The organism is Frigoribacterium sp. PhB107, from assembly GCF_003751515.1.
Classification (GTDB): Bacteria; Actinomycetota; Actinomycetes; order Actinomycetales; family Microbacteriaceae; genus Frigoribacterium.
Genome location: NZ_RJKU01000004.1, coordinates 100,206 through 123,356, shown reverse-complemented (window position 1 = coordinate 123,356; position 23,151 = coordinate 100,206). Strand labels below are relative to the sequence as shown.

Annotated in this window: 25 protein-coding genes; 3 read left to right on the top strand and 22 right to left on the bottom strand. The window is 71.4% G+C overall.

The window, feature by feature from the left end; genetic code table 11:
* Positions 1-18 precede the first annotated feature (18 nt).
* Both rpmI and infC read right to left on the bottom strand, forming a co-directional pair.
* Entirely contained in the window at positions 19-213 is a 195-nt protein-coding gene (rpmI, locus tag EDF18_RS15375; RefSeq protein ID WP_123548715.1) for a 50S ribosomal protein L35, read from the bottom strand.
* Between the two features lie 3 nt (positions 214-216).
* Positions 217-843, bottom strand: a complete 627-nt coding sequence (gene infC / locus EDF18_RS15370; RefSeq protein WP_123548744.1) for a translation initiation factor IF-3 — start codon at positions 841-843, stop codon at positions 217-219.
* Between the two features lie 351 nt (positions 844-1,194).
* Between infC and EDF18_RS15365 the strand changes: the two genes are divergently transcribed.
* On the top strand, positions 1,195-1,533 hold the full coding sequence (locus tag EDF18_RS15365; protein ID WP_123548743.1) for a DUF1844 domain-containing protein: 339 nt from the start codon (positions 1,195-1,197) through the stop codon (positions 1,531-1,533).
* A gap of 51 nt (positions 1,534-1,584) precedes the next feature.
* On the opposite strand, the gene EDF18_RS15360 is transcribed toward EDF18_RS15365, so the two are convergent.
* The 6 genes from EDF18_RS15360 to EDF18_RS15335 all read right to left on the bottom strand — a co-directional run bounded on the left by EDF18_RS15360 (position 1,585) and on the right by EDF18_RS15335 (position 5,981).
* On the bottom strand, positions 1,585-2,364 hold the full coding sequence (locus EDF18_RS15360) for an SseB family protein (protein ID WP_123548714.1): 780 nt from the start codon (positions 2,362-2,364) through the stop codon (positions 1,585-1,587).
* Complete coding sequence (gene priA, locus EDF18_RS15355; protein WP_123548713.1) at positions 2,361-3,110, bottom strand: bifunctional 1-(5-phosphoribosyl)-5-((5-phosphoribosylamino)methylideneamino)imidazole-4-carboxamide isomerase/phosphoribosylanthranilate isomerase PriA; 750 nt, start codon at positions 3,108-3,110, stop codon at positions 2,361-2,363. Before priA ends, EDF18_RS15360 begins: the two co-directional genes overlap by 4 nt.
* A 72-nt stretch (positions 3,111-3,182) precedes the next feature.
* Complete coding sequence (gene hisH, locus EDF18_RS15350) at positions 3,183-3,818, bottom strand: imidazole glycerol phosphate synthase subunit HisH (RefSeq protein ID WP_123548712.1); 636 nt, start codon at positions 3,816-3,818, stop codon at positions 3,183-3,185.
* On the bottom strand, positions 3,815-4,429 hold the full coding sequence (gene hisB, locus EDF18_RS15345; RefSeq protein WP_123548711.1) for an imidazoleglycerol-phosphate dehydratase HisB: 615 nt from the start codon (positions 4,427-4,429) through the stop codon (positions 3,815-3,817). The genes hisH and hisB overlap by 4 nt, the downstream gene beginning before the upstream one ends.
* Positions 4,426-5,511 (bottom strand): histidinol-phosphate transaminase, encoded by a 1,086-nt coding sequence (locus EDF18_RS15340; protein ID WP_123548710.1) that lies wholly within the window; start codon positions 5,509-5,511, stop codon positions 4,426-4,428. The genes hisB and EDF18_RS15340 overlap by 4 nt, the downstream gene beginning before the upstream one ends.
* Positions 5,512-5,609: 98 nt before the next feature.
* Complete coding sequence (locus tag EDF18_RS15335) at positions 5,610-5,981, bottom strand: LysM peptidoglycan-binding domain-containing protein (protein WP_123548709.1); 372 nt, start codon at positions 5,979-5,981, stop codon at positions 5,610-5,612.
* A gap of 251 nt (positions 5,982-6,232) precedes the next feature.
* Here EDF18_RS15335 and lexA point away from each other — a divergent pair, with 251 nt between their 5' ends.
* The gene (gene lexA / locus EDF18_RS15330; RefSeq protein WP_123548708.1) at positions 6,233-6,922 is read left to right on the top strand and encodes a transcriptional repressor LexA; all 690 of its coding nucleotides are present in this window, start codon (positions 6,233-6,235) and stop codon (positions 6,920-6,922) included.
* Between the two features lie 75 nt (positions 6,923-6,997).
* On the opposite strand, the gene hflX is transcribed toward lexA, so the two are convergent.
* Positions 6,998-8,569, bottom strand: a complete 1,572-nt coding sequence (gene hflX / locus EDF18_RS15325) for a GTPase HflX (protein ID WP_123548707.1) — start codon at positions 8,567-8,569, stop codon at positions 6,998-7,000.
* Positions 8,570-8,650: 81 nt separating this feature from the next.
* Here hflX and EDF18_RS15320 point away from each other — a divergent pair, with 81 nt between their 5' ends.
* Entirely contained in the window at positions 8,651-9,274 is a 624-nt protein-coding gene (locus EDF18_RS15320) for a class I SAM-dependent methyltransferase (protein ID WP_123548706.1), read from the top strand.
* A gap of 111 nt (positions 9,275-9,385) precedes the next feature.
* Here EDF18_RS15320 and dapF read toward each other — a convergent pair whose 3' ends face one another.
* The 13 genes from dapF to EDF18_RS15255 form a co-directional block, all read right to left on the bottom strand.
* A complete protein-coding gene (gene dapF, locus EDF18_RS15315; protein WP_123548705.1) occupies positions 9,386-10,264 on the bottom strand; it encodes a diaminopimelate epimerase in 879 nt (292 codons plus the stop codon).
* Complete coding sequence (miaA, locus tag EDF18_RS15310; protein ID WP_123548704.1) at positions 10,261-11,202, bottom strand: tRNA (adenosine(37)-N6)-dimethylallyltransferase MiaA; 942 nt, start codon at positions 11,200-11,202, stop codon at positions 10,261-10,263. Before miaA ends, dapF begins: the two co-directional genes overlap by 4 nt.
* 24 nt (positions 11,203-11,226) lie before the next feature.
* Positions 11,227-11,835, bottom strand: a complete 609-nt coding sequence (locus tag EDF18_RS15305) for a regulatory protein RecX (RefSeq protein ID WP_158614701.1) — start codon at positions 11,833-11,835, stop codon at positions 11,227-11,229.
* Positions 11,836-12,017: 182 nt separating this feature from the next.
* Positions 12,018-13,079: a recombinase RecA gene (recA, locus tag EDF18_RS15300; protein ID WP_123548702.1), complete on the bottom strand. Its 1,062-nt coding sequence runs from the start codon at positions 13,077-13,079 to the stop codon at positions 12,018-12,020.
* A gap of 306 nt (positions 13,080-13,385) precedes the next feature.
* On the bottom strand, positions 13,386-13,610 hold the full coding sequence (locus EDF18_RS15295) for a DUF3046 domain-containing protein (protein WP_123548701.1): 225 nt from the start codon (positions 13,608-13,610) through the stop codon (positions 13,386-13,388).
* 82 nt (positions 13,611-13,692) lie between these two features.
* Positions 13,693-14,001 carry a helix-turn-helix domain-containing protein gene (locus EDF18_RS15290; RefSeq protein ID WP_123548700.1) on the bottom strand — a complete coding sequence of 103 codons (309 nt, stop codon included), beginning with the start codon at positions 13,999-14,001 and terminating at the stop codon, positions 13,693-13,695.
* A 146-nt stretch (positions 14,002-14,147) separates the two neighbouring features.
* The gene (locus tag EDF18_RS15285) at positions 14,148-14,639 is read right to left on the bottom strand and encodes a CinA family protein (protein ID WP_123548699.1); all 492 of its coding nucleotides are present in this window, start codon (positions 14,637-14,639) and stop codon (positions 14,148-14,150) included.
* Positions 14,636-15,277 carry a CDP-diacylglycerol--glycerol-3-phosphate 3-phosphatidyltransferase gene (gene pgsA, locus EDF18_RS15280; protein WP_123548698.1) on the bottom strand — a complete coding sequence of 214 codons (642 nt, stop codon included), beginning with the start codon at positions 15,275-15,277 and terminating at the stop codon, positions 14,636-14,638. The genes EDF18_RS15285 and pgsA overlap by 4 nt, the downstream gene beginning before the upstream one ends.
* A gap of 1 nt (position 15,278) precedes the next feature.
* Positions 15,279-18,242 carry a DNA translocase FtsK gene (locus EDF18_RS15275; protein WP_123548742.1) on the bottom strand — a complete coding sequence of 988 codons (2,964 nt, stop codon included), beginning with the start codon at positions 18,240-18,242 and terminating at the stop codon, positions 15,279-15,281.
* Positions 18,243-18,318: 76 nt separating this feature from the next.
* Positions 18,319-19,548, bottom strand: a complete 1,230-nt coding sequence (locus EDF18_RS15270; protein ID WP_123548697.1) for an ABC transporter permease — start codon at positions 19,546-19,548, stop codon at positions 18,319-18,321.
* Positions 19,545-20,330: an ABC transporter ATP-binding protein gene (locus tag EDF18_RS15265; RefSeq protein WP_123548696.1), complete on the bottom strand. Its 786-nt coding sequence runs from the start codon at positions 20,328-20,330 to the stop codon at positions 19,545-19,547. Before EDF18_RS15265 ends, EDF18_RS15270 begins: the two co-directional genes overlap by 4 nt.
* Positions 20,330-21,346, bottom strand: a complete 1,017-nt coding sequence (locus EDF18_RS15260) for a biotin/lipoyl-binding protein (RefSeq protein WP_123548695.1) — start codon at positions 21,344-21,346, stop codon at positions 20,330-20,332. Before EDF18_RS15260 ends, EDF18_RS15265 begins: the two co-directional genes overlap by 1 nt.
* A 120-nt stretch (positions 21,347-21,466) precedes the next feature.
* Complete coding sequence (locus tag EDF18_RS15255; RefSeq protein ID WP_123548694.1) at positions 21,467-23,143, bottom strand: ribonuclease J; 1,677 nt, start codon at positions 23,141-23,143, stop codon at positions 21,467-21,469.
* Between the last annotated feature and the right edge of the window lie 8 nt (positions 23,144-23,151).

Here is a 23,151-nt window from a genome sequence, read left to right as displayed (position 1 = left end):
CTACGTTCGTGTCAGCGGTCAGTGACCGAGAAGCTTCTTGGCGACCTTGGCGTCGGCCGGGGCCAACAGCTGGTCCTGGTTGAGGCGAGCCTTGCGGCTGGCGCTCTTCACCTCGAGGTTGTGGCGCATGCCGGCCTGCTGCTTCATGATCTTGCCGGAACCGGTGACCTTGAAACGCTTCTTGGCACCGGAGTGGGTCTTCTGCTTGGGCATGTGTTACTTGCTCTCTTCTGTCGGCTCGGCCGGTGCATCGGCCGCCGCCTTGTCGGACGTGGGGTGCTTCGGGGGCTTGTTCGCCGCCTTGCGAGCTTCGGCCTCGGCCTTCGCCTCGGACTTGTTCTTGTGGGGCCCGATCACCATGACCATGTTGCGGCCGTCGATGGTGGGGGTGGACTCGACACTGCCCAGCTCGGACACGTCCTCCGCGAAGCGCTGGAGCAGACGCACGCCCTGGTCGGGACGCGACTGCTCACGACCGCGGAACAAGATCATGGCCTTGACCTTGTCGCCACCCTCGAGGAAGCCCTCGGCGCGCTTGCGCTTGGTCTCGTAGTCGTGCTTGTCGATCTTCAGACGGAACCGGACCTCTTTGAGGATGGTGTTCGCCTGGTTGCGCCGAGCCTCTTTCGCCTTCTGCGCAGCCTCGTACTTGAACTTTCCGTGATCCATGATCTTGGCCACGGGAGGCTTCGAGTTGGGGGCCACCTCGACCAGGTCGAGTTCGGCCTCTGCGGCGAGACGCAGCGCCATGGCGATGGGAACGACGCCGATCTGCTCACCTGCAGGCCCCACGAGGCGGACCTCGGGGACGCGGATACGGTCGTTCGTACGGGGATCGCTGATGCGGAACTCCTCTGTCGTCGCTTCGTCACCTGCCGACCCGGAGGGCCTGCAGGGAAAGAGGAGGTTCGCACACCGGTCGCTCTCGCGACGCGCACCGTCTGTCGACGGCGGTGCACTGCACCCTGGCTGTTCGGCCTGCTCTGCCTCGAGGATCGCTCTCCGGGGTGGTGCAGATCGAACGGGGTGCCAACAACCCGGTAACCTCGTGTGACGGTCAAGCGCGGGTGGGAGAATCTCCACTTTCGCACGCAGCAGACGCTGCGAGCCTGGAGAAGCCTAGCAGAGGATCAGCACGTGAGCCACACCCCGCACACCCACCCCGCCGACCGCCCCGACGACGCCCCCGTCGGCATCCCGGTGGAGCACCCGTCCGACGCCGTCCGCGACATCGCCGACGTCAACGCGGTCGAGGTCATCAACACCGTCGCCGTGCACCTGATGAGCGCGGCGGCCGTGAAGGTCGGCCTCGCCGACGACCCCGCGGCGCAGACCGACCTCGACGAGGCGCGCAAGCTCATCTCGTCGCTCGCCGGCCTCGTCGTGGCCAGCGCGCCGGAGATCGGCGACCAGCACGCCCGCGCGCTGCGCGACGGCCTCCGCTCACTGCAGCTCGCCTTCCGCGAGGCCAGTTCCATCCCCGACGCCGTCGGCAAGGGCCCCGGCGAGAAGCTCACCGGCCCGGTCACCTGAACCGTGGCCAGCTGAGCTGACCCGATCATCCGACCGTCGATCTGACCTGCCTCAGGCGGGGACGACGCTGACGGACATGCTGTCGACGCGGTCCAGGATGAGCGGATCGGCCTGCCACGACGCCTGGAGGCGCTGCAGCAGCTCCCCCAGCTGCCCCTGGTCGAGGCCGGCACGCACGGCGAGCCGGACCACGATCTCGGGAGTGCCCAGCCGGGCGCCCCGGTAGCCGGGCGAGATCGCCAGCCCGACCAGCGCCTCCTCGTCGGTCGACGCGGCGAGGAACGCCTGCAGGACCGCCTCGTCCGCGTGGGCGGGCACCCAGGGAAGGTCCTGGGCGACGGCCCAGAGCGCAGGTCGCCGGACGCCGAACTCGGTGGGCGAGCCCGGGTCGAGCACGAGGTGCTCGGTCGACTCGGCGACGGCCGCCAGCGCGACCCGCCGCGCGTCGACGGGGACCGGACGCGCCGCGGCGTCCCACCGACTGAGGGCCTCGACGCTCGTGAACGCCGGCAGCACCGCGCGTCCGTCAGGGCCGGCCACCGTGACGATGGACAGCTCCTGCGTCTTGTCGACGCGGCGACCGAGGTCGTCGAGCCCTTCCTCCCCCGCGACCGCGACGAGCGGGATCAGCAGACGCGCGGGGCGCAGGGCGTCGACGACCTCGTGCTCGGGCAGCCCGCCCGCGCCGAAGCGGACCAGGGCCTCGAGGAGGCGAGGGTCGGCCGAACCGTCGTCGCCCGCGTGGGCCGTGTCGTGGTGCTCGAAGGTACGACCGGCGAAGGGCCGCCCGGCGCTGTCTGCCGCGTGCGTGGGTCCGCGGTCCGCAGTCACGACACCGACGCGACGTCGAGCGCGGCGGCGAGGGTGAAGGCGCCCGAGTAGAGCGCCTTGCCGACGATGGCCCCCTCGAGGCCGAGGGGGACGAGCTCGCGGAGGGCCGCGATGTCGTCGAGGCTCGAGATGCCGCCCGAGGCGATGACCGGACGGTCGGTGCGCTCCATGACCTGCCGGAGGAGATCCGTGTTCGGGCCGGTCAGGGTGCCGTCCTTCGTCACGTCGGTGACGACGTAGCGGGCGCACCCTGCGTCCTCGAGGCGAGCGAGCACCGTCCAGAGGTCGCCGCCGTCCTCCGTCCAGCCGCGCGCGGCCAGGGTCGTGCCGCGCACGTCGAGGCCCACCGCCACGGCCTCGCCGTACTCGGCGATGACGTGGGCGGCCCACTCGGGGTTCTCGAGCGCGGCGGTGCCCAGGTTGATGCGCTTGACGCCGGTGCTCAGCGCGTCGTCGAGCGAGCGGTCGTCGCGGATGCCGCCGCTGAGCTCGACGTCGATGCCCTTGACCTGCTTGATCACCTTCTTGATGATCGACCGGTTGTCGCCCCGGCCGAACGCCGCGTCGAGGTCGACGAGGTGCAGCCACTCGGCACCCTGCGACTTCCAGTCGTCGGCCGCCGCCACGGGGTCGCCGTAGCCCGTCTCGGTGCCGGCCTCGCCCTGCGTCAGGCGGACGGCCTGCCCGCCCGCGACGTCGACGGCGGGGAACAGGGTGAGGCCAGGGGTCGTGCAGAAGTCGCTCATGGTGTCTCTCTCGCGGGCGTGCCGCGTGCTGTCGCCGACGGGGCCGGGGATCGCGGTCGGATCAGAGGGGGTTCAGAGTGTCCCGAGCCAGTTCGAGAGCAGCCTGATGCCCGGCTGCCCCGACTTCTCGGGGTGGAACTGCGTGGCCCAGAGCGGACCGTTCTCGACGGCCGCGACGAAGCGCCCGCCGTGGTCGGCCCACGTGACGTGGGGCTCGGGGAACGGGCGGATCACGTCGAGGGTCCAGGCCTGAGCCGCGAACGAGTGCACGAAGTAGAAGCGCTCGTCGCGCACGCCGTCGAAGAGGACGCTGCCCTCGGGGGCGTCGACCAGGTTCCAGCCCATGTGCGGCAGCACGTCCGCCTTCAGCTCGTCGACGACGCCGGGCCACTCGCCCAGGCCGCCGGTCGTCGCACCGCGCTCGACCCCACCCTCGAAGAAGACCTGCATGCCGACGCAGATGCCCATCACAGGGCGACCACCAGCGAGTCGACGGTCGATCATCTCGCCCCCGCGGACCGACTGCAGCTGGCTCATCACGGCGCCGAACGCACCGACGCCGGGGACGAAGAGCCCGTCGGCCGCCTGCACCCTGGCGCGGTCGCGCGTGAGCTCGACGTCGGCCCCCGCGAGCTCGAGGGCCTTGACCGCCGAGTGCACGTTGCCGCTGCCGTAGTCGAGGACGGCCACCGTGGGACGGACCGTCACAGGGCGCCCTTCGTGGACGGCACCCCGGTCACCCGGGCGTCGGGCTGGACGGCCTGGCGCAGGGCCCGGGCGAAGGCCTTGAACTCCGCCTCGGCGATGTGGTGCGGGTCGCGGCCGCCGAGCACGCGCACGTGGACGGTGATGCCGGCGTGGAACGTGATCGCCTCGAAGACGTGGCGCACCATCGAGCCGGTGAAGTGGCCGCCGATGAGGTGGTACTCGAAGCCCTCGGGCTCGCCGGTGTGGACGAGGTACGGGCGGCCCGACACGTCGACGACGGCCTGGACGAGCGCCTCGTCGAGGGGCACGAGCGCGTCTCCGTAGCGGGAGATGCCGGCCTTGTCGCCCAGCGCCTCCTTGATCGCGCCGCCGAGCACGATGCCGACGTCTTCTACCGTGTGGTGGACGTCGATGTGCGTGTCACCCGCCGCCGACACGTCGAGGTCGATGAGCGAGTGCTTCGAGAGGGCCGTCAGGAGGTGGTCGAAGAACGGCACGGACGTGTCGACCGACGAGCGACCGGTCCCGTCGAGGTCGAGGGACAGCTGGATGCGCGACTCGCTCGTCTCGCGGGACGAGGAGGCGGTGCGGGCGCGAGGCTGATCGGTCACGAGGAGAGCCTAATGTCGCGCAGCGCGTCGAGGAACGCGGTCGTCTCAGCCTCGGTGCCGGCACTCACCCGGAGGTGCCCCTCGATGCCGAGGTCGCGGACGATGACACCGCGGGCGAGGAGGCGACGGAAGACGTCGGCCGGGTCGTCGACGCCGCCGAACAGGACGAAGTTCGACCAGGTCGGCCACGGGCTGTAGCCGAGCTCGGTCAGCACGCGGACGATGCGGTCGCGCTGCGCCTTGATGTCGTCGACCATCGCGAGCATCTCGTCGGCGTGCGCGAGGGCCGCCACGGCCGCCGCCTGCGTGAGGGACGAGAGGTGGTACGGCAGCCGGACCAGACGGAGGGCGTCGACGACGGCAGGGTGGGCCGCCATGTAGCCGACCCGGGCACCGGCGAAGGCGAAGGCCTTGCTCATGGTGCGCGAGACGACGAGGCGCTCCCGGCCCTCGAGCAGGGTGAGCGCCGTGGGCTGGCCGGTCGGCATGAACTCGGCGTAGGCCTCGTCGACGAAGACCATGCCGTCGGTCGCGTCGTAGGCGGCCCGGACCGTGTCGAGGTCGAGCGGTGTGCCCGTAGGGTTGTTCGGGCCGCAGAAGAAGACGACGTCGGGCCGGAGACGCTCGATCTCGGCGACCGCCGTCTCAGGCGTGATCGTGAAGCCCTCGTCGCGGGCGCCCTCGAGCCAGGTGCTGCCGGTGCCCGCCGCGATGATCGAGTGCATCGAGTAGGTGGGCGAGAACCCCAGCACGGACCGGCCCGGGCCGCCGAAGGCCTGCAGGATCTGCTGGATGACTTCGTTCGAACCGTTCGCCGCCCAGATGTGATCGCGACTGAGGCCGTGTCCGAGGTAACCCGCCAGCGAGTCACGGAGGGTCGAGAACTCTCGGTCGGGGTAACGGTTCACGTCGACGAGGGCTGCACCGACTGCCTCGAGGATGTCGGCGGCGACGTCGGCGGGAACGGGGTGGGTGTTCTCGTTGACGTTGAGGGCGACGGGAACCCGCTCTTGGGGAGCGCCGTAGGGCGTCAGCCCCTTGAGGTCGTCGCGGATGGGCAGGTCGGCGAGGCTGAAGGACACGAGTCCATGGTAGGCGGCGGGCGGAGTGCCGACCTCACCGTGACCCGGACCGGACCGGACCGGACCGCAACGGACAGGTCGGGCCCAGCCACACCAGATCAGCGGCTGTACTTCTCGGGGATCGCGAGCGTCTGGCCCGCGGCCACCTCGGCGCTCGGCAGGTTGTTCAGGCGGACGAGGTCGCTGACGACGTCGCGCGGGTCTTTGGTGGGGGCGATCTCGCTCGCGACCTGCCAGAGCGACTCGCCGCCCTCGACCGTGACCTGGGCGAAGGACACGTCTGCGGCGTGGTCGGAGGCGACGGCGCCGGGGCCGAGCAGCAAGCCCGCGGCCACGATGCCCGCGGCGCCGAGCGCGACAGCGGCGCCGACGACTCGCCGGCCTCGACGCGTGATGCGGAGGCGGGTGCGAGGGGCGACCGAGCCGGTGGTGATGCCGACGATGTCGTTGCTGATGCTGGTGGCGCTCATGAGGTGGTTCCTTTCACCGCGAGAGTTGTCGTACGAGTTCGTGCCCGGCACTCGGCCGGGAATGCCGGACACGAAGACGTGTACCGAACATATCTTCGACTGAGCCCGACCGCAACCATTTCTCTCGAACATCTCCCGGAGACAAGCGCGACACACTCGAACATGTGTTTCGCCAAGTGGCCGTGATCCGATAGGTTCCAGTCGGTGGGACGAGTACACCAGCGACCACCGACATCGACGGCAGGAGAGACATGACCGACCGGCACAGCGCGACGGCGACCGCCCCGGCGACGCCCCCGCGCAAGGCGCTCACCGCCAAGCAGGAGTCGATCCTGGCCGCTATCCAGGCGAGCATCGCCCAGAGCGGCTACCCGCCGAGCATGCGCGAGATCGGCGACGCCGTCGGCCTCAAGTCGCTGTCGAGCGTGACCCACCAGCTCAACCAGCTCGAGCTCGCCGGCCGGATCCGCCGCGACCCCAACCGCCCCCGCGCCCTCGAGGTGCTGGGCGACGCGACGACTGCCGCTGCTCCCGTGACGAGCATCCTCTCGACGAGCGACGACGGCGACACCGCCCACGTGCCGATGGTCGGCCGGATCGCGGCCGGCATCCCCATCACCGCCGAGCAGCAGGTCGAGGACGTCATGCCGCTCCCCCGCCAGCTCGTGGGGAAGGGCGAGCTGTTCATGCTCCGCGTCGTCGGCGAGTCCATGATCGACGCCGCGATCTGCGACGGCGACTGGGTGGTCGTCCGGCAGCAGCAGGACGCCGAGAACGGCGACATCGTCGCGGCCATGCTCGACGACGAGGCCACGGTCAAGGTCTTCCGGCAGCGCGACGGCCACACCTGGCTGCTGCCCCGCAACAGCGCGTTCGAGCCGATCGTGGGCGACCACGCGCAGATCCTCGGCAAGGTCGTGGCGGTGCTCCGCTCGGTCTGACGCGTCCCGAGGACGACGAAGCGCCTCCTGCCCTGACCGGGCCGGAGGCGCTTCGTCGTGCGGGGAGCGAACCGCTCAGGAGGCGGCGGGCTCCGCGGTCTCGACGGCGTCGGCAGTCTCCGTGCGCACGAACGGCGAGAGCGCCGCGACATCGCTCGGGTAGACGCGGGCGTGCACCCGGGTGCCCTGCTCGTCGTAGTCGGTCGTCAGGACCCGACCGGAGTCGTGCAGGTGCGACACCACGTCGCCGCGATCGTAGGGCACGAGGAGGTCGAGCTCGACCTCGGGCTCGGGCAGCAGCCCGGCGAGCTTCGCCAGCAGCACGTCGATGCCCTCGCCCGTGCGCGCCGAGACGAAGACGGCCGTCGGCTCGAGCCCCTGCAGCACCAGCCGCTGGTCGTCGTCGACGAGGTCGCTCTTGTTGAAGACCACGACCTCGGGGATGTCCCGTCCGTCGACCTCGCCGATGACCTCGCGCACCGTCGCCAACTGCGCGGCCGGGTCGGGGTGCGACCCGTCGACGACGTGCACGATGACGTCGGAGCCCGCGACCTCTTCGAGCGTCGAGCGGAAGGCCTCGACGAGCTGATGCGGCAGGTTGCGGACGAAGCCCACCGTGTCGGCGTAGGTGAAGGGGCGGCCGTCGGTGGTGGCGCTCTTGCGCACCGTCGCGTCGAGGGTCGCGAACAAGGCGTTCTCGACCAGGACGCCGGCGCTCGTGAGCCGGTTCAGCAGGCTCGACTTGCCCGCGTTCGTGTAGCCGGCGATGGCCACGGAGGGCACCTCGTTGCGGTCGCGGTTGGCCCGCTTCGCGTCGCGTGCCGGCTTCATCTCCTTGATCTGACGCCGGAGGCGGGCCATGCGCGTGTGGATCCGGCGACGGTCGAGCTCGATCTTCGTCTCGCCGGGGCCCCTGCTGCCCATTCCGGCACCGGCACCGCCGACCTGGCCACCGGCCTGGCGGGACATCGAGTCCCCCCAGCCACGGAGGCGCGGCAGCAGGTACTCGAGCTGGGCGAGCTCGACCTGGGCCTTGCCCTCGCGGCTCTTCGCGTGCTGGCTGAAGATGTCGAGGATGACGGCCGTGCGGTCGATCACCTTGACCTTCACCACGTCCTCCAGCGCACGCCGCTGGCTCGGTGCGAGCTCGGTGTCGGCGATGACCGTGTCGGCGCCGAGGGCAGCCACGGTCTGCCGCAGTTCTTCCGCTTTGCCCTTGCCGAGGTAGGTGCTCGGGTCGGGGTTCGGCCGACGCTGCAGGAGGCCGTCTAGCACCGAGGCGCCCGCGGTCTCGGCCAGTGCGGCGAGCTCACGGAGCGAGTTCTCAGCGTCCGAGAGCGAGCCCTGCGACCAGACGCCGATCAGGACGACGTTCTCGAGGCGGAGCTGGCGGTACTCGACCTCGGTGACGTCCTCCAGCTCGGTCGAGAGGCCGGCCACGCGGCGGAGCGCGGCCCGGTCTTCGCGGTCGTACTGGTCGCCGTCGCCCGAGTCGTCGAGGGAGCGGGTCTGGATCGCCTGGGCAGGCGAGAAGATCGTGTAGGCGGACGCCCGCGACGCCGCACGCTCGAGGACCCGCGCCACGACGTCGTCGCCGGGCTGTCCGTCGCGCTCGTCGTCGAGCGGGGTCGTGGGGGTGTCTGTCATCGAAGTGATACTAGCCCTCCGGAGGGGGTCGAGCCTGGGCCGTCACGGGCCAGGCAGCTGATGTTCGGTAGGTTGTCGTGCGTGACCAACGACCACTACTTCTCCCCGAACCCGGAGAGCGAGCTGCGTCGGCGGACGATCACGGCGACCCTCGCAGGGCGAGAGCTGACGCTCACGACGGCGTCGGGCGTCTTCAGCCCCGAGCGGGTCGACCCGGGCACGGCCGTCCTGCTGGCCGGTGCACCGCAGCCGCCCGCGACGGGCGACCTGTTGGACGTCGGGTGCGGATGGGGCCCCATCACACTGAGCCTCGCGTTGTCGTCACCCGACGCGACGGTGTGGGCCGTCGACGTGAACGAGAGGGTCCTCGACCTCGTCCGTGAGAACGCACGGGCCGCGGGCCTCCAGAACGTCAACGCCGTGACGCCCGACGGTGTTCCCGACGGCGTCGTTTTCGCGTCGATCTGGTCGAATCCGCCCATCCGGGTCGGCAAGGAGGTGCTGCACGGCCTCCTGGAGACCTGGCTGCCACGCCTGGAGCCCGGCTCGGACGCCTGGCTCGTCGTGCAGAAGAACCTCGGCGCCGACTCGCTCCAGGCGTGGATGAACGCGACCATGGCGGACGTGGTCCAGGTGGAGCGGGCCTCGACGAGCAAAGGGTACCGGGTGCTGCGGGCCCGTCGCGCCTCCTCGTCCCTCGCATAGACGAGCGACGACGACGACGACGACGATAGGGTGTGCGCCCCAGCGGCCCGGGGGCCATGGGCCCACGCGCGAGGGACCGACGGACGCTCACGCGCGAGGGACCGATGGACGCTAGAGGGTCAGGGCCCCGCTGAAGACGAGCTCGGCCGGTCCGCTGAGCGACACGTGCTCACCGTCGCCCCCGGGCGCGACATGGACCCCGAGGACGCCGCCCGGCACCTCGACGGCCCAGTCGTCGGGCGCGCCCGCGCCAGCCCAGTGCCGCACGGCTAGTGCCGCAGCCGCGGCACCCGTGCCGCACGAGAGCGTCTCGCCGCTGCCGCGCTCGTGCACGCGCATGCGGATGCGACCGATGCCGTCGACCACGAGCGGATCGGACGGGACCACGAACTCGACGTTGGCGCCCTCGGCAGGCGCGGGATCGAGCACCGGCACCCAGGAGAGGTCGAGCCCGTCGAGCTCGTCGTCGGAGGCGAGGGCGACGACCACGTGCGGGTTGCCGACCGAGAGCGAGAGGCCCGGCCTCGCCGCGTGGAGTTCTCGGGCGCGGACCGTCGGCTCGTCGTCCCCGAGCGCCCAGGCGCCGAGGTCGACCCGGAAGCCCGAGCCGTCTCGCCGCACCGTGCGCACGCCGGCGCGCGTGCCGATCGCGAGGGCCCCGCCGACGGACAGGTCGACCAGGCCGCGCTCGACGAGGTAGCGCGCGAAGACGCGGACGCCGTTGCCGCACATCTCGGCGAGGCTGCCGTCGGCGTTGTGGTAGTCCATGAACCACTCGGCCGAGGGATCGCTCGCCAGCGCCGCGGCGCCGGCCGAGAGCGCGGACGAGCGAACGGCGCGGATGACCCCGTCAGCCCCTACGCCGAAGCGACGGTCGGTCAGGGCGCGGATGGCGACCCCGTCGAGGTCGGTCTCGCCGTCGGCGTCGGTGAACAACACGAAGTCGTTCCCGGTGCCCTGTCCCTTGGTGAACTGGAGCGTCGTGGTCACCCGAGGAGTCTAGCGAGGGCCCGCTCGACGGCAGCCGGGTCGCCCGTGGTCGACCAGTCGACGTCCGGGTACCGCTTGAACCAGCTGACCTGGCGGCGGGCGTAGCGGCGCGTGAGCGCCTGCGTCTCGGCGATCGCCGCCTCCTCGTCGGTGTCGCCCCGCAGCTGCGCTGCTGCCTGCGCGTAGCCGATGGCCCGGGAGGCGGTGATCCCGTCGGCGAGGCCGAGCGGCAGCAGGCCACGCACCTCGTCGACCAGGCCGTCGGCCCACATGCGGCGGACGCGGGCATCGAGACGCTCGACGAGGACCGGCCTCTCCTCGGCGATGCCGACGATCGAGGAGGGGCGCCACCGCCGTGCCTCGTCGGGCAGCGCCGCCGAGAACGGCTCACCGGTGATCTCGCCGACCTCGAGTGCCCGCACGAGCCGCCGGGCGTTGTGCGGCCCGATCCGCTCGGCGGCGACCGGATCTGTCTGTGTGAGCAGCTCGTGCAGCGCGCCGGGGCCGCCGCTCTCGGCCACGCGTTCGAAGCGCTGTCGCACAGCGACGTCGGTGCCCGGGAACCGGAAGTCGAAGAGCACGCTCGAGACGTAGAGCCCGGATCCGCCCACCAGGAGGGGCACGGCACCGCGAGCGAGGACGTCGTCGATCACGGCACGAGCACGGGACTGGTACCACTCGACGCTGGCCTCGGCCGTCACCTCGAGCTCGTCGAGGAGGTGGTGAGGCACTCCTCGCCGCTCGTCTCGGGGCAGCTTGGCCGTCCCGATGTCCATCCCCCGATAGAGCTGCATCGCGTCGGCGTTGACGATCTCGGCCTGGCGCCCCGCATCGCGGAGACGCTCGGCCAGGTCGAGCGAGAACGCCGACTTGCCGGTGCCGGTCGATCCCACGACGGCGATCACGCCGCCGCTGAGTGCTTCACCGACCGTCGACATGGTGCCCCAGTGTAGGACGGGGCGTCACTCGAAGCGGACGCCGCCCCGGCTGCTGCCGCCGCGCGGCAGGGCCTTCTCGACGGCACGACGTATGGTGTCGGAGCGATAGCCGCGACGCATGAGGTAGCCGTTGAGGCGCCGCTCGGCCGTCGCCCTGTCCAGCCCGCGCAGCGAGCTCGCGCGCTTCACGGCCCACTCGTCGGCCCTGGCCTGCTCGTCGGCGTCGTCGGTCTCGGCGAGGACCTCCTCGATCACGGACGCGTCGATGCCCCGCGCGCGCAACTCGGACGTCACGGCGCCCCGACCGAGGCCCTTGCGGCCCTGTTTCGTCTCGAGGAGGTTCTCTGCGAGTTCCCTGTCGTTGAGGAGGCCCACCCCCTCGAGGCGCGACACCTCGTCGGCCACGACCTCGGGATCGAGGTCGCGCGCCTCGAGCAGGGACGCCATCTCCGCCGACGAGACTCCTCGTCGGCTGAGGGCATGCAGGCTGACGTTCTCGGCCCGGGTCCGCTGTGCGTCCAAGTCCTCGGGCGGCTCCTCGGCCTCTGCCTCGTCGGCGGACGCAGCGGCCGCAGCCGGGACGTCCGACCAGTGCTCGGTCACGGCGGCCAGCGCGGCTGCCGCGTCGCGCACCGGATCCCGCCTCGCGCCGTCGCCCGACGGCTCGACAGGCTCGTCGTCGCCCACGACAGGCGCCGGCCCCCTCGAAGGGTGGCTCGACGCGTCTGCGCCTGTGCGGCCGGACCTGGCCCCGCGGACCCCGAAGAGGGGCGTCACGGGTGCCAGGTCGTCAGCCGACTCGTCGTCGTGCGAGGTCATGCGCCCTTCCGGGCGGCGATCTTCGCCTCGATCGACTCGACGGGGGCCTCGACCGGCTTGGCCCCGCCGACGCCGAGCTTCGCGAGGATCTTCTGCTCGATCTCCTGTGCGACGGAGGCGTTCTTGAGGAGGAAGTTGCGAGAGTTCTCCTTGCCCTGACCGAGCTGGTCGCCTTCGTAGGTGTACCAGGCACCGGACTTGCGGACGATGCCGTGCTCGACACCGAAGTCGATCAGGCTGCCCTCGCGCGAGATGCCGACGCCGTAGAGGATGTCGAACTCGGCCTGCTTGAAGGGCGGTGCCATCTTGTTCTTGACGACCTTGACGCGGGTGCGGTTGCCCACGGCGTCCGTGCCGTCTTTCAGGGTCTCGATGCGGCGGATGTCGAGTCGCACCGAGGCGTAGAACTTGAGCGCCTTGCCGCCGGCGGTGGTCTCGGGACTGCCGAAGAACACGCCGATCTTCTCGCGCAGCTGGTTGATGAAGATCATCGTCGTGCCGGTCTGGCTGAGACCACCCGTCAGCTTGCGGAGGGCCTGCGACATGAGACGCGCCTGGAGGCCGACGTGGGAGTCGCCCATCTCGCCCTCGATCTCGGCACGCGGCACGAGCGCCGCCACGGAGTCGATGACGACGAGGTCGATGGAGCCGGAGCGGACGAGCATGTCGGCGATCTCGAGCGCCTGCTCGCCCGTGTCGGGCTGCGAGACGAGCAGCGCGTCGATGTCGACGCCCAGCTTCTTCGCGTACTCGGGGTCGAGCGCGTGCTCGGCGTCGATGAAGGCCGCGATGCCGCCGCCGCGCTGCGCGTTGGCGATCGCGTGCAGGGTGAGCGTCGTCTTCCCCGAGGACTCGGGGCCGTAGATCTCGACGATGCGGCCTCGAGGGAGCCCACCGATGCCGAGCGCGACGTCGAGCGCGATGGAGCCGGTGGGGATGACGGCGACCGGAGCCCGCTCGTCACTGCCCAGGCGCATGACCGCGCCCTTGCCGAACTGACGGTCGATCTGCGCGAGCGCCGTCTCGAGCGCCTTCTCGCGGTTCTCTGCTGAGGGCATGGTGACTCCTTCGTGGTTGCTGTCCGTGCGCCTGTAGGCTGTCGCGTCGCGCTCGGCCCGGGGGCGGCGGTCTCGACGACAAGGCTGGTGCCCCCACGGATGCGGGAGCGGTGGAACGTCGATGCATGAACGCTACGACCGGCCACCGACATCGCAGACGCGATCCCCGGCGGAAGTGGAGCACTCGGGCGTCGACGCCCTTGTGGAGGAAGCTACCACCGTGCCGAACGCACGTTCGAACTCGGAGCCCGGCGTGTCGAACACCTGATCGTCGACGGCCCGCGGCGCGCGCGTCCGTGACGGCGGTCAGCGACGCGGCTCTGGCAGCCCTGCTCCGTGCCTGCGGCCCACGGGGACGCCCTCGGCCTCGCAGAGGGCCAGCCACACCTCGCGCGGCGGCACACCGCCGCGGAGCGCCTCGTCGGCGGTCTCGTCGCCCAGCGACGAGAGGACGAGGTCGCGGGTGACGACCCGCCCGTACGCCTCGCCGAACTCGTCGTCGACCGCCCTGCGGAACTCGCTTTTGCGCATCAGTCGAGGGTACCCGGACGCCGAGACGCCCCCGACACGGGTCGGGGGCGTCTCGAGGCGTACTGCACGTCGGACCGTGAGGTCAGCGCACGACCAGGTCGGTGTCGAACTCGGCGACCATGTCGTCGGGCAGGGTGTCGGGGATCGGGTTGAGGCCCTCGATGACGGCCATCCGGTCGCCCACCTCGCGCATGATGACGGAGATCGGCGTCTCGAGCGCGTCGGCGACCGACGCGAGGATCTCGGAGCTGGCCTCTTTCTGCCCACGCTCGACCTCGCTGAGGTAGCCGAGTGCGACGCTCGCCTTGGAGGCGACCTGTCGCAGCGTGCGGCCCTTCTGGAGACGGAAGTCGCGGAGGACGTCGCCGATCTCTTGACGGACCAGAACCATGGGACCCCTCCTTGCGACATAAGACCCACCGTGACGGGATTCAGGGGTGGGTGAGGAACACTGCTGTCGAACTGGGTGCCACTGTAGCCAGCCAGCTCTGTGTGACGCTTGTGAACTCACGAGATGTAACGAGACCGAAACCCCGGCTATTCCCGAGGCCCCGCGAGCCAGTCGTGCAGCATCGAGAGTGATTCGGAGACGGTGGCCGATCGGATGGCTGCCCGGTCGCCCTCGAGGGCGAGCCTCGTGACGCGAGCCTCGCCTCCTGCGCTCAGGGCGACGTACACCGTGCCCGGCGCGTGGCCGTCCTGGGCGTCGGGGCCGGCGACCCCGGTGGTGGCGATGCCGACGTCGGCGGCCTGACCCTCGACGGCCAGCGCCCGACGTGCCCCTGCCGCCATGGCGACGGCGACGTCGGGGTCGACGGCGCCCCGGGCCGCGAGCAGCGCGGCCGGCACGCCGAGCAGTGTTGCCTTGAGGGGCGTCTGATAGGCCACGACTCCCCCGGCGACGACCGCGGACGCACCAGGGACCGAGATGAGCTCGGCGGCGAGCAGACCCCCCGTCAACGACTCGGCGACCGCGACGGTCAGCCCCTGGCGGTCGAGCTCGTGCACCACCTCGGCCGCGGTGGTCACGAGGTGCGGGAGTGCTTCAGGGCGACCCGGACGTAGTCGGCACCCGACACGAGCGTGGCCACCACGGCGGCCGTCATCACGACGGTGTTGAGGCCGTGCACCCAGTCGCCTAGCGGCACCCACAGCGGGAAGAGCGCCAGCGTCACCGCGACGGCCTGGAGCACGGTCTTGAGCTTGCCCCCGCGCGACGCGGGGATGACGCGGTCGCGGATGACGACGAAGCGGTACACGGTGATCCCGATCTCGCGCACGAGGATCAGCGCGGTCACCCACCAGGGCAGCTCGCCGAGCACGGAGAGCCCGACCAGTGCGCCACCGACGAGGACCTTGTCGGCGATCGGGTCGACGATCTTGCCGAAGTCGGTGACGAGGTCGAGGCCCCTCGCCAGCATGCCGTCGAGGCTGTCCGTGAGGATGGCGACCACGAACAGCACAGCGGCCGCGATGCGCAACGGGCCGTCGGCGCCGTCGTCGATCAGCAGCCAGGCGATGAACAGCGGCGCCATCAGGATGCGGACGACCGTGATCACGTTGGCGATGTTCGCCGTGCTGGCCGGCCCCGCGCCGCGGCTCGCGAAGCGTCCCCGCCAGGGGAACGTCGCGGCCCGGGGGGCGTCGGGGGTTCTCTCGTCGGTCACGTCAGTCCCTGCCGGTCAGGCCCCAGGCGTCTTCCGACTCCTCGTCGCCGTCGACCTCGTCGTAGCCTCGTGTCATCTCGGCGACGGGATCGTCGCCGTAGTCGCCCGCGCCGACCGCCGTGGGAGCCGAGGAGGCGGGGGCCGGCCCCCGGAGCCCGTCGTCGCCCTGACCGCGCAGCTTGGCCAGAACGCCCGGCAGCTGCTCGTTGTTCACGAGCACGTCGCGCGCCTTCGACCCCTCGGAGGGGCCGACGATGTCGCGCGACTCCATGAGGTCCATCAGGCGCCCCGCCTTGGCGAAGCCGACGCGCAGCTTGCGCTGGAGCATCGACGTCGACCCGAACTGGGTGCTGACGACGAGCTCAGCGGCCGCGAGGAGCAGCTCGAGGTCGTCGCCGATGTCGCCGTCGATCTCCTTCTTCTCGACCACGGCCGCCACGTCGGGCCGGTAGTCGGGACGCGCCTGCCGGGTGACGTGCGCCACGACCTCGGCGATCTCCGCCTCCTGCACCCAGGCGCCCTGGACCCGCATGGCCTTGGAGGCGCCCATCGGCAGGAAGAGCCCGTCGCCCTGGCCGATCAGCTTGTCGGCGCCGGGCTGGTCGAGGATGACCCGCGAGTCGGTGACGCTCGACACGGCGAACGCGAACCGCGACGGCACGTTGGCCTTGATGAGGCCAGTCACGACGTCGACCGACGGACGCTGCGTCGCGAGCACCAGGTGGATGCCCGAGGCACGCGCCAGCTGGGTGATGCGGACGATGCTGTCCTCGACGTCGCGCGGGGCGACCATCATGAGGTCGGCCAGCTCGTCGACGACGACGAGCAGGTAGGGGTAGGGCTTGAGCGACCGGGCGCTGCCGGCCGGCAGCACGATCTCGTTCGCGACGACGGCGCGGTTGAAGTCGTCGATGTGGCGGAAGCCGAAGCTGGCGAGGTCGTCGTACCTCATGTCCATCTCCTTCACCACCCACTGCAGCGCCTCGGCCGCCTTCTTGGGGTTGGTGATGATGGGCGTGATCAGGTGCGGGACGCCGGCGTAGATGGAGAGCTCGACCCGCTTCGGGTCGATGAGGACCATGCGCACGTCGGTCGGCTTGGCCCGCATGAGCAGGGACGTGATCATCGAGTTGACGAAGCTCGACTTGCCGGAGCCGGTGGCGCCGGCGACCAGGAGGTGCGGCATCTTCGCGAGGTTCGCCACGACGTAGCCGCCCTCGACGTCCTTGCCGACGCCGATCGTCATCGGGTGCACGCTCTTGGCGGCGGCCCCGGAGCGCAGGACGTCGCCGAGCGACACGATCTCGCGGTCGGTGTTGGGGATCTCGACGCCGATGGCGCTCTTGCCCGGGATCGGGGAGAGGATCCGCACCTCGTTCGACGCGACGGCGTACGAGAGGTTCTTGCTGAGCGCCGTCACCTTCTCGACCTTGACGCCCGGGCCCAGCTCGATCTCGTACCGCGTGACGGTCGGGCCGCGGCTGAAGCCGACGACCTTCGCGTCGACGGAGAACTGCCGGAGCACCTCGGTGATGGAGCGCACGATCTCGTCGTTCGCCTCGCTGCGCGCCTTCGCGGGCGGTCCGACGCTCAGCGTCGACGCCGCCGGCAGGCGGTAAGGCGCCACGGGCGAGTCGTCCTCGACGTCGAGCGACGGCGGGGCGGGCTCGTCGTCGTCGACGGCGAGGAAGTCGGCCGCGACGTCGCTCTCGCCGGGCGCGGCCGCGGACGCGGTGGCCGGCACGCCGGTCGCAGGCAGGGACGGCAGGACGGTCGTGGCGGCCGTCACACCCGAGGGACCGCCGACGGCGGCACCCGCGGCACCCGCGGCGGACGTCGTGGGCGCCGGCTCGTCGTCGTGCAGCGGGACGTCGATGCCGAACGACCGCACGGCGTCCTCCGCCGCGTCGAGGTCGTGCAGCAGGTCGGCCTGGTAGACGTCGGTCGGGGCTTCGGCTGCCGCGGCCCCCGCTGCCGAGGACCCTGCGGCCGGGGCGTCGCCGCCGATGGTCGCGCCGTGGTCGACGAAGACCGGGCCGGCGGCACCGCGACGACGCGAGCCCCGCCCCCGGCGGTCCGCGGCGTCGTCGGCGCTGCTCTGGGTGACCACGGGAGTGTCGTAGGCCGGGTCTTCTTCACGGCCGCTCTTGGTGCGCCGCCACCACGGCAGCGTGTCGGGCTCGTCTGCGTCGCCCACGGCGGAGCCGTCGCCGGCAGGGGCCGAGCCGCCCTCCGCGGTCGTCTCGCCGAAGAGCCAGCGGTACAGGTCGCCGAGACGGTGGCCGATGCGGTTCGGCGGCGTCTTGGTCATGATCAGCAGCGAGAGCGCGAGCAGGACGACGACGACCGGCACCGCGACCCACTCGGTCGCGAGCATGACCAGCCAGGAGGCGACGAGCCAGCCGAGCACCCCGCCGCCGCTCGCCAGGGCGGGCATGCCGTCGACGGCCTGCGGCTGGCCGCCGTAGATGTGGCACAGGGCGCTGATGGACACGATCATGAGGCCGAGCCCGATGCCGATGCGCGTGTTGTCGTGGACGGAAGCCGGGTGCCGGAACAGCCAGCCCGCGAAGAGCACCATGATGACCGGCAGCGCGTAGGCGACCCGCCCGAAGAACCCGCCGAACGTGTACGCGTCGAACGCGACGGCCAAAGGGCTGGTGGGGTTGAGCCACTCGACCACGGCCCCGGCGATCGCCAGCAGCACGAGGAGGAAGGGGACGCCGTCGCGGCGCTCGGACTTGTCGAGCGACTCGCTGCCGAAGAGCCGGAAGGCGCCGCCGGTCAGGTGGGCCAGGCCCATCCAGGCGGACGCGAGGACGCCGGGGCCCTCGTCGACGGGTGCCGGCGCCTTCGCGGCGGGGAGCTTCTTGGTCGCCGCGGTCGCGCCTCGGGCGGCCGAGGCGCCCGTGGACGCGCCGCGCCCCGAGCGCGAGCGCGCTGTCGACTTGGTGGGCGTGGCCATGCCGTCGAGGTTACCGCCCGCCGCCGACGCCGACCGGAGGTGGTCGGCGCGCCGGGCCCCGAGCGGCCCGCCCACCTCAGTAGCGGATGGCGTCGATGACCTTGACCCGGACGGCGACGAGAGCGGGCAGCACTCCCGCCACGGCGCCGATCAGCGTCGCGGACCCCAGGCCGATCAGGGCGGCGGTGATCGGGAACGGCGGCAGGTCGTCGACCGACCCCTGGGCGATGAAGCCCTGCACGGTCGGGTTCTGCACGACGAGCACGGCGACCATGACGCCGACGGCCCCCGCGACCACCGTGCCGGCGACGCTCTCGAGCATCACCGAGAAGAACACCCGGGGCGCCGTGGCGCCGAACGACCGCCGGACCCCGATCTCGCGGATCCGCTGCCGCACCGTGACCAGCGCGATGTTGACGAGTCCGAGCCCGCCGAGCAGCAGCACGAGCACGCCGACGCCCGTGATGATCAGCTTGATCGGCTTGAAGGGGTCGGAGTCGCCCGCGTACGCCGCGTAGTCGGACCGGTTCACGTCGACCTGCACGTCGTCGCCGAGGGCCGCCGCGAGGTTGCCCTGCACCATCGTGCTCAGCTGGTCGCCGGACGACGTCGGCAGCCACATCTCGTACTGCGGCGTCTCGGCGTACCCGCCCTGCGAGAGCGGCACCAGGTCGTGCTCGTCCGAGGGCAGGAGGAACAGCCCGGGCGCCTCCTCGGCGTACTGCGCCGCCGTGACGCCCACGACGACGCCGGTCACCGAGTCCGTGCCGCTCAGCAGGAGGGTGGGGTGCGAGGCGACCGGAGGGCGGCCGAGCGTGTCCCAGAGCGCCTCGTTCACGACGACCGCCGGGGCCATCCGCTGGTCGTCGCCCTCGACGAACCAGGATCCCTCGGCCATCGACACCCGGTGCATCTCGCCGTACTCGGGGTCGACGACCTGTGCCGAGACGTCGGTGAGGCCGCCGGGCAGCTGGACGGACCTCGTCGTGTAGAGGTTCTCGGACGCCCACGAGATCTGGTAGCGCGACATCGTCGAGCGGAACTCGTCGTCGAGGAGGGCGGGGTCGAGCGGGGTCGCCCCCTGGCTGTAGGCCGAGACCGTGTAGGTGGCGGGTCGCCCGCCGGACTTCTCGGACGACTCGCGCGTGGACTGCTCGGCGAGGCTGCCGAGCCCGACGACGGCGGTCAGCGCGGCGACGGCCACCGCGACCCCGATGAGGCTGAGCAGCACCCGCAGCTTGTTGACCCTCAGCTCGGACCAGGCCTCGACGAACGCTCCCACGACCCCCGACAACAGACCGCTCACGACACGACCTCGACGGGTGCCGGGGCGGAGGAGGAGGGAGCCTCCGAGGCGGAGGCGCCCGCCGGCACGAGGGCCGACGCCCCGGCCAGCCCGCTGCCCAGTCGCGCGGCCGAGAGCACGCCCGCGTCGAGCGAGTAGTGCCGCGCGGCGAGGCCCGCCACGGCCAGGTCGTGCGTGATGGTGACGAGGGCGGCGCCGGTGTCGGACGAGATGTCGTCGAGGAGGCGCATGACCGTCGCCCCCGTCTCGATGTCGAGCGCTCCCGTCGGCTCGTCGGCCAGGATGACGCGCGGGTCGCGCACCAGCGAGCGCGCGATCGCCACCCGCTGCTGCTCGCCGCCCGAGAGGCGGTGCGGCATCGAGTCGACGCGGTGCCCGAGCCCGACCTTCTCGAGCATCTCGGCCGCGATCGCCCGCCGGCGCCAGAAGCGCCGACCGCGGGCGTAGAGCAACGGCGTCATGACGTTCTCGAGCGCCGTGCGCCCCTGCAGCAGGTTGAACTGCTGGAAGATGAAGCCCACCTGCTCGCCGCGGAGCCGGTCGCGGGCCCCCGAGCGCATGCCGCTGACGTCGACGTCGTCGAACCAGTGCGTACCCGTCGTCGGCGCGTCGATGAGCCCCAGGATGTTGAGCAGGGTCGACTTGCCCGAGCCGGAACGGCCGACGATGCTCACGTGCTCGCCCGCCTCGACCACGAGGTCGACGCCGCGGAGGATGTCGAGCGTCGCGTCGTCGGCGAGGGGGACCGTCTTCGTGACTCCCTCGAGCCGGATCAACGACATCAGCAGTAGACCTCTCCGGTCGTCGGGTCGACGCAGCCCTCCTGCGAGGCGACGGCGCCGGGCACGAACTCGAGGACCATGTCGCCCTCGACGAGGCCCCCGGTCACCTCGACGGTCGTGCCGTCGTTGATGCCGAGCGTGATCTCCCGCTCCTCCTCGGTGCCGTCGGCGCCGACAACGGTCACGACGCCCTTGCCCGCGGCGCCCTCGACCGCGGTGAGCGGCACCGTGAGGACGTCGGTCGCGACGCCGGCGGGGATCGTCAGCTTCGTGGCGAGGCCCGCGAAGACCGTGACGTCGCCGGGGACGGCGCACGTCACCGACTGCCCCGAGACGCCCGTGCCCGACGAGTCTCCGGTGTCGCCGGCGGTCGTGGTGCCCGCGCCGGCACCGGCACCGCCGACCGAGAGACCGGTGCAGGCGAACGGCGCCGGGCCGCCCTGGATGGACGCGGTGCCCTCGGCCGGCCGGCTGACCAGGCGGTAGAGCTGGTCGGCGGCCAGCGCCCCCGTGACGTGGAACGTCGGAGGCGCCACCTTCGCGACCGCGTTGCCCACGGCCACCTCCTGGTCCTTGATGACGGAGAGCTCCGTCACGGTGCCCGCGACGGGCGACGTCACCACCGCGGTCTTGACGATCGGGGCGCGCTCGGTGACGGTGCCGTCGGCCGAGACCAGCGCCTCCTGCGGGGTCTCGGAGCGCAGCGTCGCGATCTTGTCGCCCGCGGCGACGGCCTGGCCCTTCTCGACGACCACGGTCACGACGGTGCCGGCGAGGGTCGCAGGCACGGTCGAGGCGACGTCGGCCTCGACCGTGGCGTCGACCGTCACGTCGTTCGTGACGGTGCCGACGGCCACGGCGACCTGGGGCTCGACGGCCTCGCCAGCCGGGACCGCCACGGAGCCGGTCGCCGCGTCGGGCGCCGCGAAGAACGCGAGCTTGACGAGGGCCACCGCGATCGCGACGAAGATCAGGATGCGGAGGATCGGGAAGATCCAGGTCTTGGCGACGCGCACGGGCGACTCCCCCTTCGGAGCAACGGACGGAACGTGCTCACCATAGGAGGAGGGGGACGACGGAGGCCTCAGCCGTCGGGATGACTTCCCGAGCGAGCTGAGGCCTCGTGCCGAGCCGGGTCAGGCGCCGATGACCACCGGCACGATCATGGGACGACGACGGTGCTGCGTGGCGACCCAGCGGCCCACCGTGCGGCGGACGACCTGGCTGAACTGGTGGGTGTCCCGGGTGCCGTTCTCGGCCGCCTCGGCCAGCGCGGCGAGGATCTTGGGCATGACGTCGTCGAAGACCCGCTCGTCCTCGGCGAAGCCGCGCGACTGGATCTCGGGGCCGACGACGACACGCCCCGTGGTGGCGTCGATCGCGAGGAAGACGGAGATGAAGCCCTCCTCGCTGAGGATGCGCCTGTCCTTGAGGTCGGCGTCGGTGATCTCGCCGACGGTCGAGCCGTCGACGTACACGTAGCCGAGGTCGAGCTGTCCGACGACCTCGGCGACCCCGTCGCGGAGGTCGACGACGACGCCGTCCTCGCCGAGGATCGTGTTCTCGCGCGGCACGCCGGTGCGCTCGGCCAGGGCGGCGTTCGCGTAGAGGTGCCGGTGCTCGCCGTGCACCGGCATGACGTTCTTCGGGCGGAGCACGTTGTAGCAGTAGAGGAGCTCGCCGGCCGAGGCGTGGCCCGACACGTGCACCTTCGCGTTGCCCTTGTGCACCACCTTCGCGCCGAGCTTGGTGAGCCCGTCGATCACCCGGTAGACGGCGTTCTCGTTGCCGGGGATGAGGCTCGAGGCGAGGATGACCGTGTCGTCCTGCCCGATCTCGATCTGGTGCTCGAGGTTCGCCATCCGGGCGAGGACGGCCATCGGCTCGCCCTGCGAGCCCGTGCTCATGTAGACGATGCGGTCGTCGGGGAGGTCCTTGGCCTTCTTGGCGTCGATGAGGACGCCCTCGGGCACGACGAGGTAGCCCAGGTCGGCGGCGATGCCCATGTTGCGGATCATCGACCGGCCCATGAACGCGACCCGGCGCCCGTTGGCGTGGGCGGCGTCGAGCACCTGCTGCACGCGGTGCACGTGGCTCGAGAAGCTCGCCACGACGACCCGGCGCGGCGCCCGGCGGATGACGTCGTCGAGGACCGGTCCGATGTCGCGCTCGAGGGCGGTGAAGCCCGGCACGTCGGCGTTCGTCGAGTCGGGGAGGAACAGGTCCACCCCCTCCTCGCCGAGGCGGGCGAAGGCCCGCAGGTCGGTGATGCGGTCGTCGAGCGGCAGCTGGTCCATCTTGAAGTCGCCGGTGTGCAGGACGACGCCTGCGGAGGTGCGGATCGCGACGGCGAGGGCGTCCGGGATCGAGTGGTTCACCGCGACGAACTCGAGGTCGAACGGGCCGAGGGTCTCGCGCCCGCCCTCCTTCACCGTCAGCGTGTACGGCTTGATGCGGTGCTCCTTGAGCTTCGCCTCGATCAGGGCGAGCGTGAGCTGCGAGCCGATCAGCGGGATGTCCGCGCGGAGGCGCAGGAGGTAGGGCACCGCCCCGATGTGGTCCTCGTGGCCGTGGGTCAGCACGACGGCGAGGACGTCGTCGAGCCGGTCGCGGAGGGGCGAGAAGTCGGGGAGGATCAGGTCGACGCCCGGCTGGTGCTCCTCGGGGAACAGGACGCCGCAGTCGACGACGAGCAGCTTGCCGTCGATCTCGTAGACGGTCATGTTGCGCCCGATCTCGCCGAGGCCACCGACCGGGATGACCCGGAGCGTGCCGTCCTCGAGCTTGCGCGGGGTCTTGATGGTCGTGGGCATCGTGTCCT

Bases quoted from the DNA above. Each gene is read 5' to 3' on its own strand.
- recA (WP_123548702.1), bottom strand. From the start codon at position 13,079: ATGCCCTCAGCAGAGAACCGCGAGAAGGCGCTCGAGACGGCGCTCGCG.
- EDF18_RS15255 (WP_123548694.1), bottom strand. From the start codon at position 23,143: ATGCCCACGACCATCAAGACCCCGCGCAAGCTCGAGGACGGCACGCTC.
- rpmI (WP_123548715.1), bottom strand. From the start codon at position 213: ATGCCCAAGCAGAAGACCCACTCCGGTGCCAAGAAGCGTTTCAAGGTC.
- priA (WP_123548713.1), bottom strand. From the start codon at position 3,110: ATGAGCGACTTCTGCACGACCCCTGGCCTCACCCTGTTCCCCGCCGTC.
- miaA (WP_123548704.1), bottom strand. From the start codon at position 11,202: ATGTCGACGGTCGGTGAAGCACTCAGCGGCGGCGTGATCGCCGTCGTG.
- lexA (WP_123548708.1), top strand. From the start codon at position 6,233: ATGACCGACCGGCACAGCGCGACGGCGACCGCCCCGGCGACGCCCCCG.
- EDF18_RS15295 (WP_123548701.1), bottom strand. From the start codon at position 13,610: ATGCGCAAAAGCGAGTTCCGCAGGGCGGTCGACGACGAGTTCGGCGAG.
- EDF18_RS15335 (WP_123548709.1), bottom strand. From the start codon at position 5,981: ATGAGCGCCACCAGCATCAGCAACGACATCGTCGGCATCACCACCGGC.
- EDF18_RS15290 (WP_123548700.1), bottom strand. From the start codon at position 14,001: ATGGTTCTGGTCCGTCAAGAGATCGGCGACGTCCTCCGCGACTTCCGT.
- EDF18_RS15275 (WP_123548742.1), bottom strand. From the start codon at position 18,242: ATGGCCACGCCCACCAAGTCGACAGCGCGCTCGCGCTCGGGGCGCGGC.
- hflX (WP_123548707.1), bottom strand. From the start codon at position 8,569: ATGACAGACACCCCCACGACCCCGCTCGACGACGAGCGCGACGGACAG.
- EDF18_RS15265 (WP_123548696.1), bottom strand. From the start codon at position 20,330: ATGTCGTTGATCCGGCTCGAGGGAGTCACGAAGACGGTCCCCCTCGCC.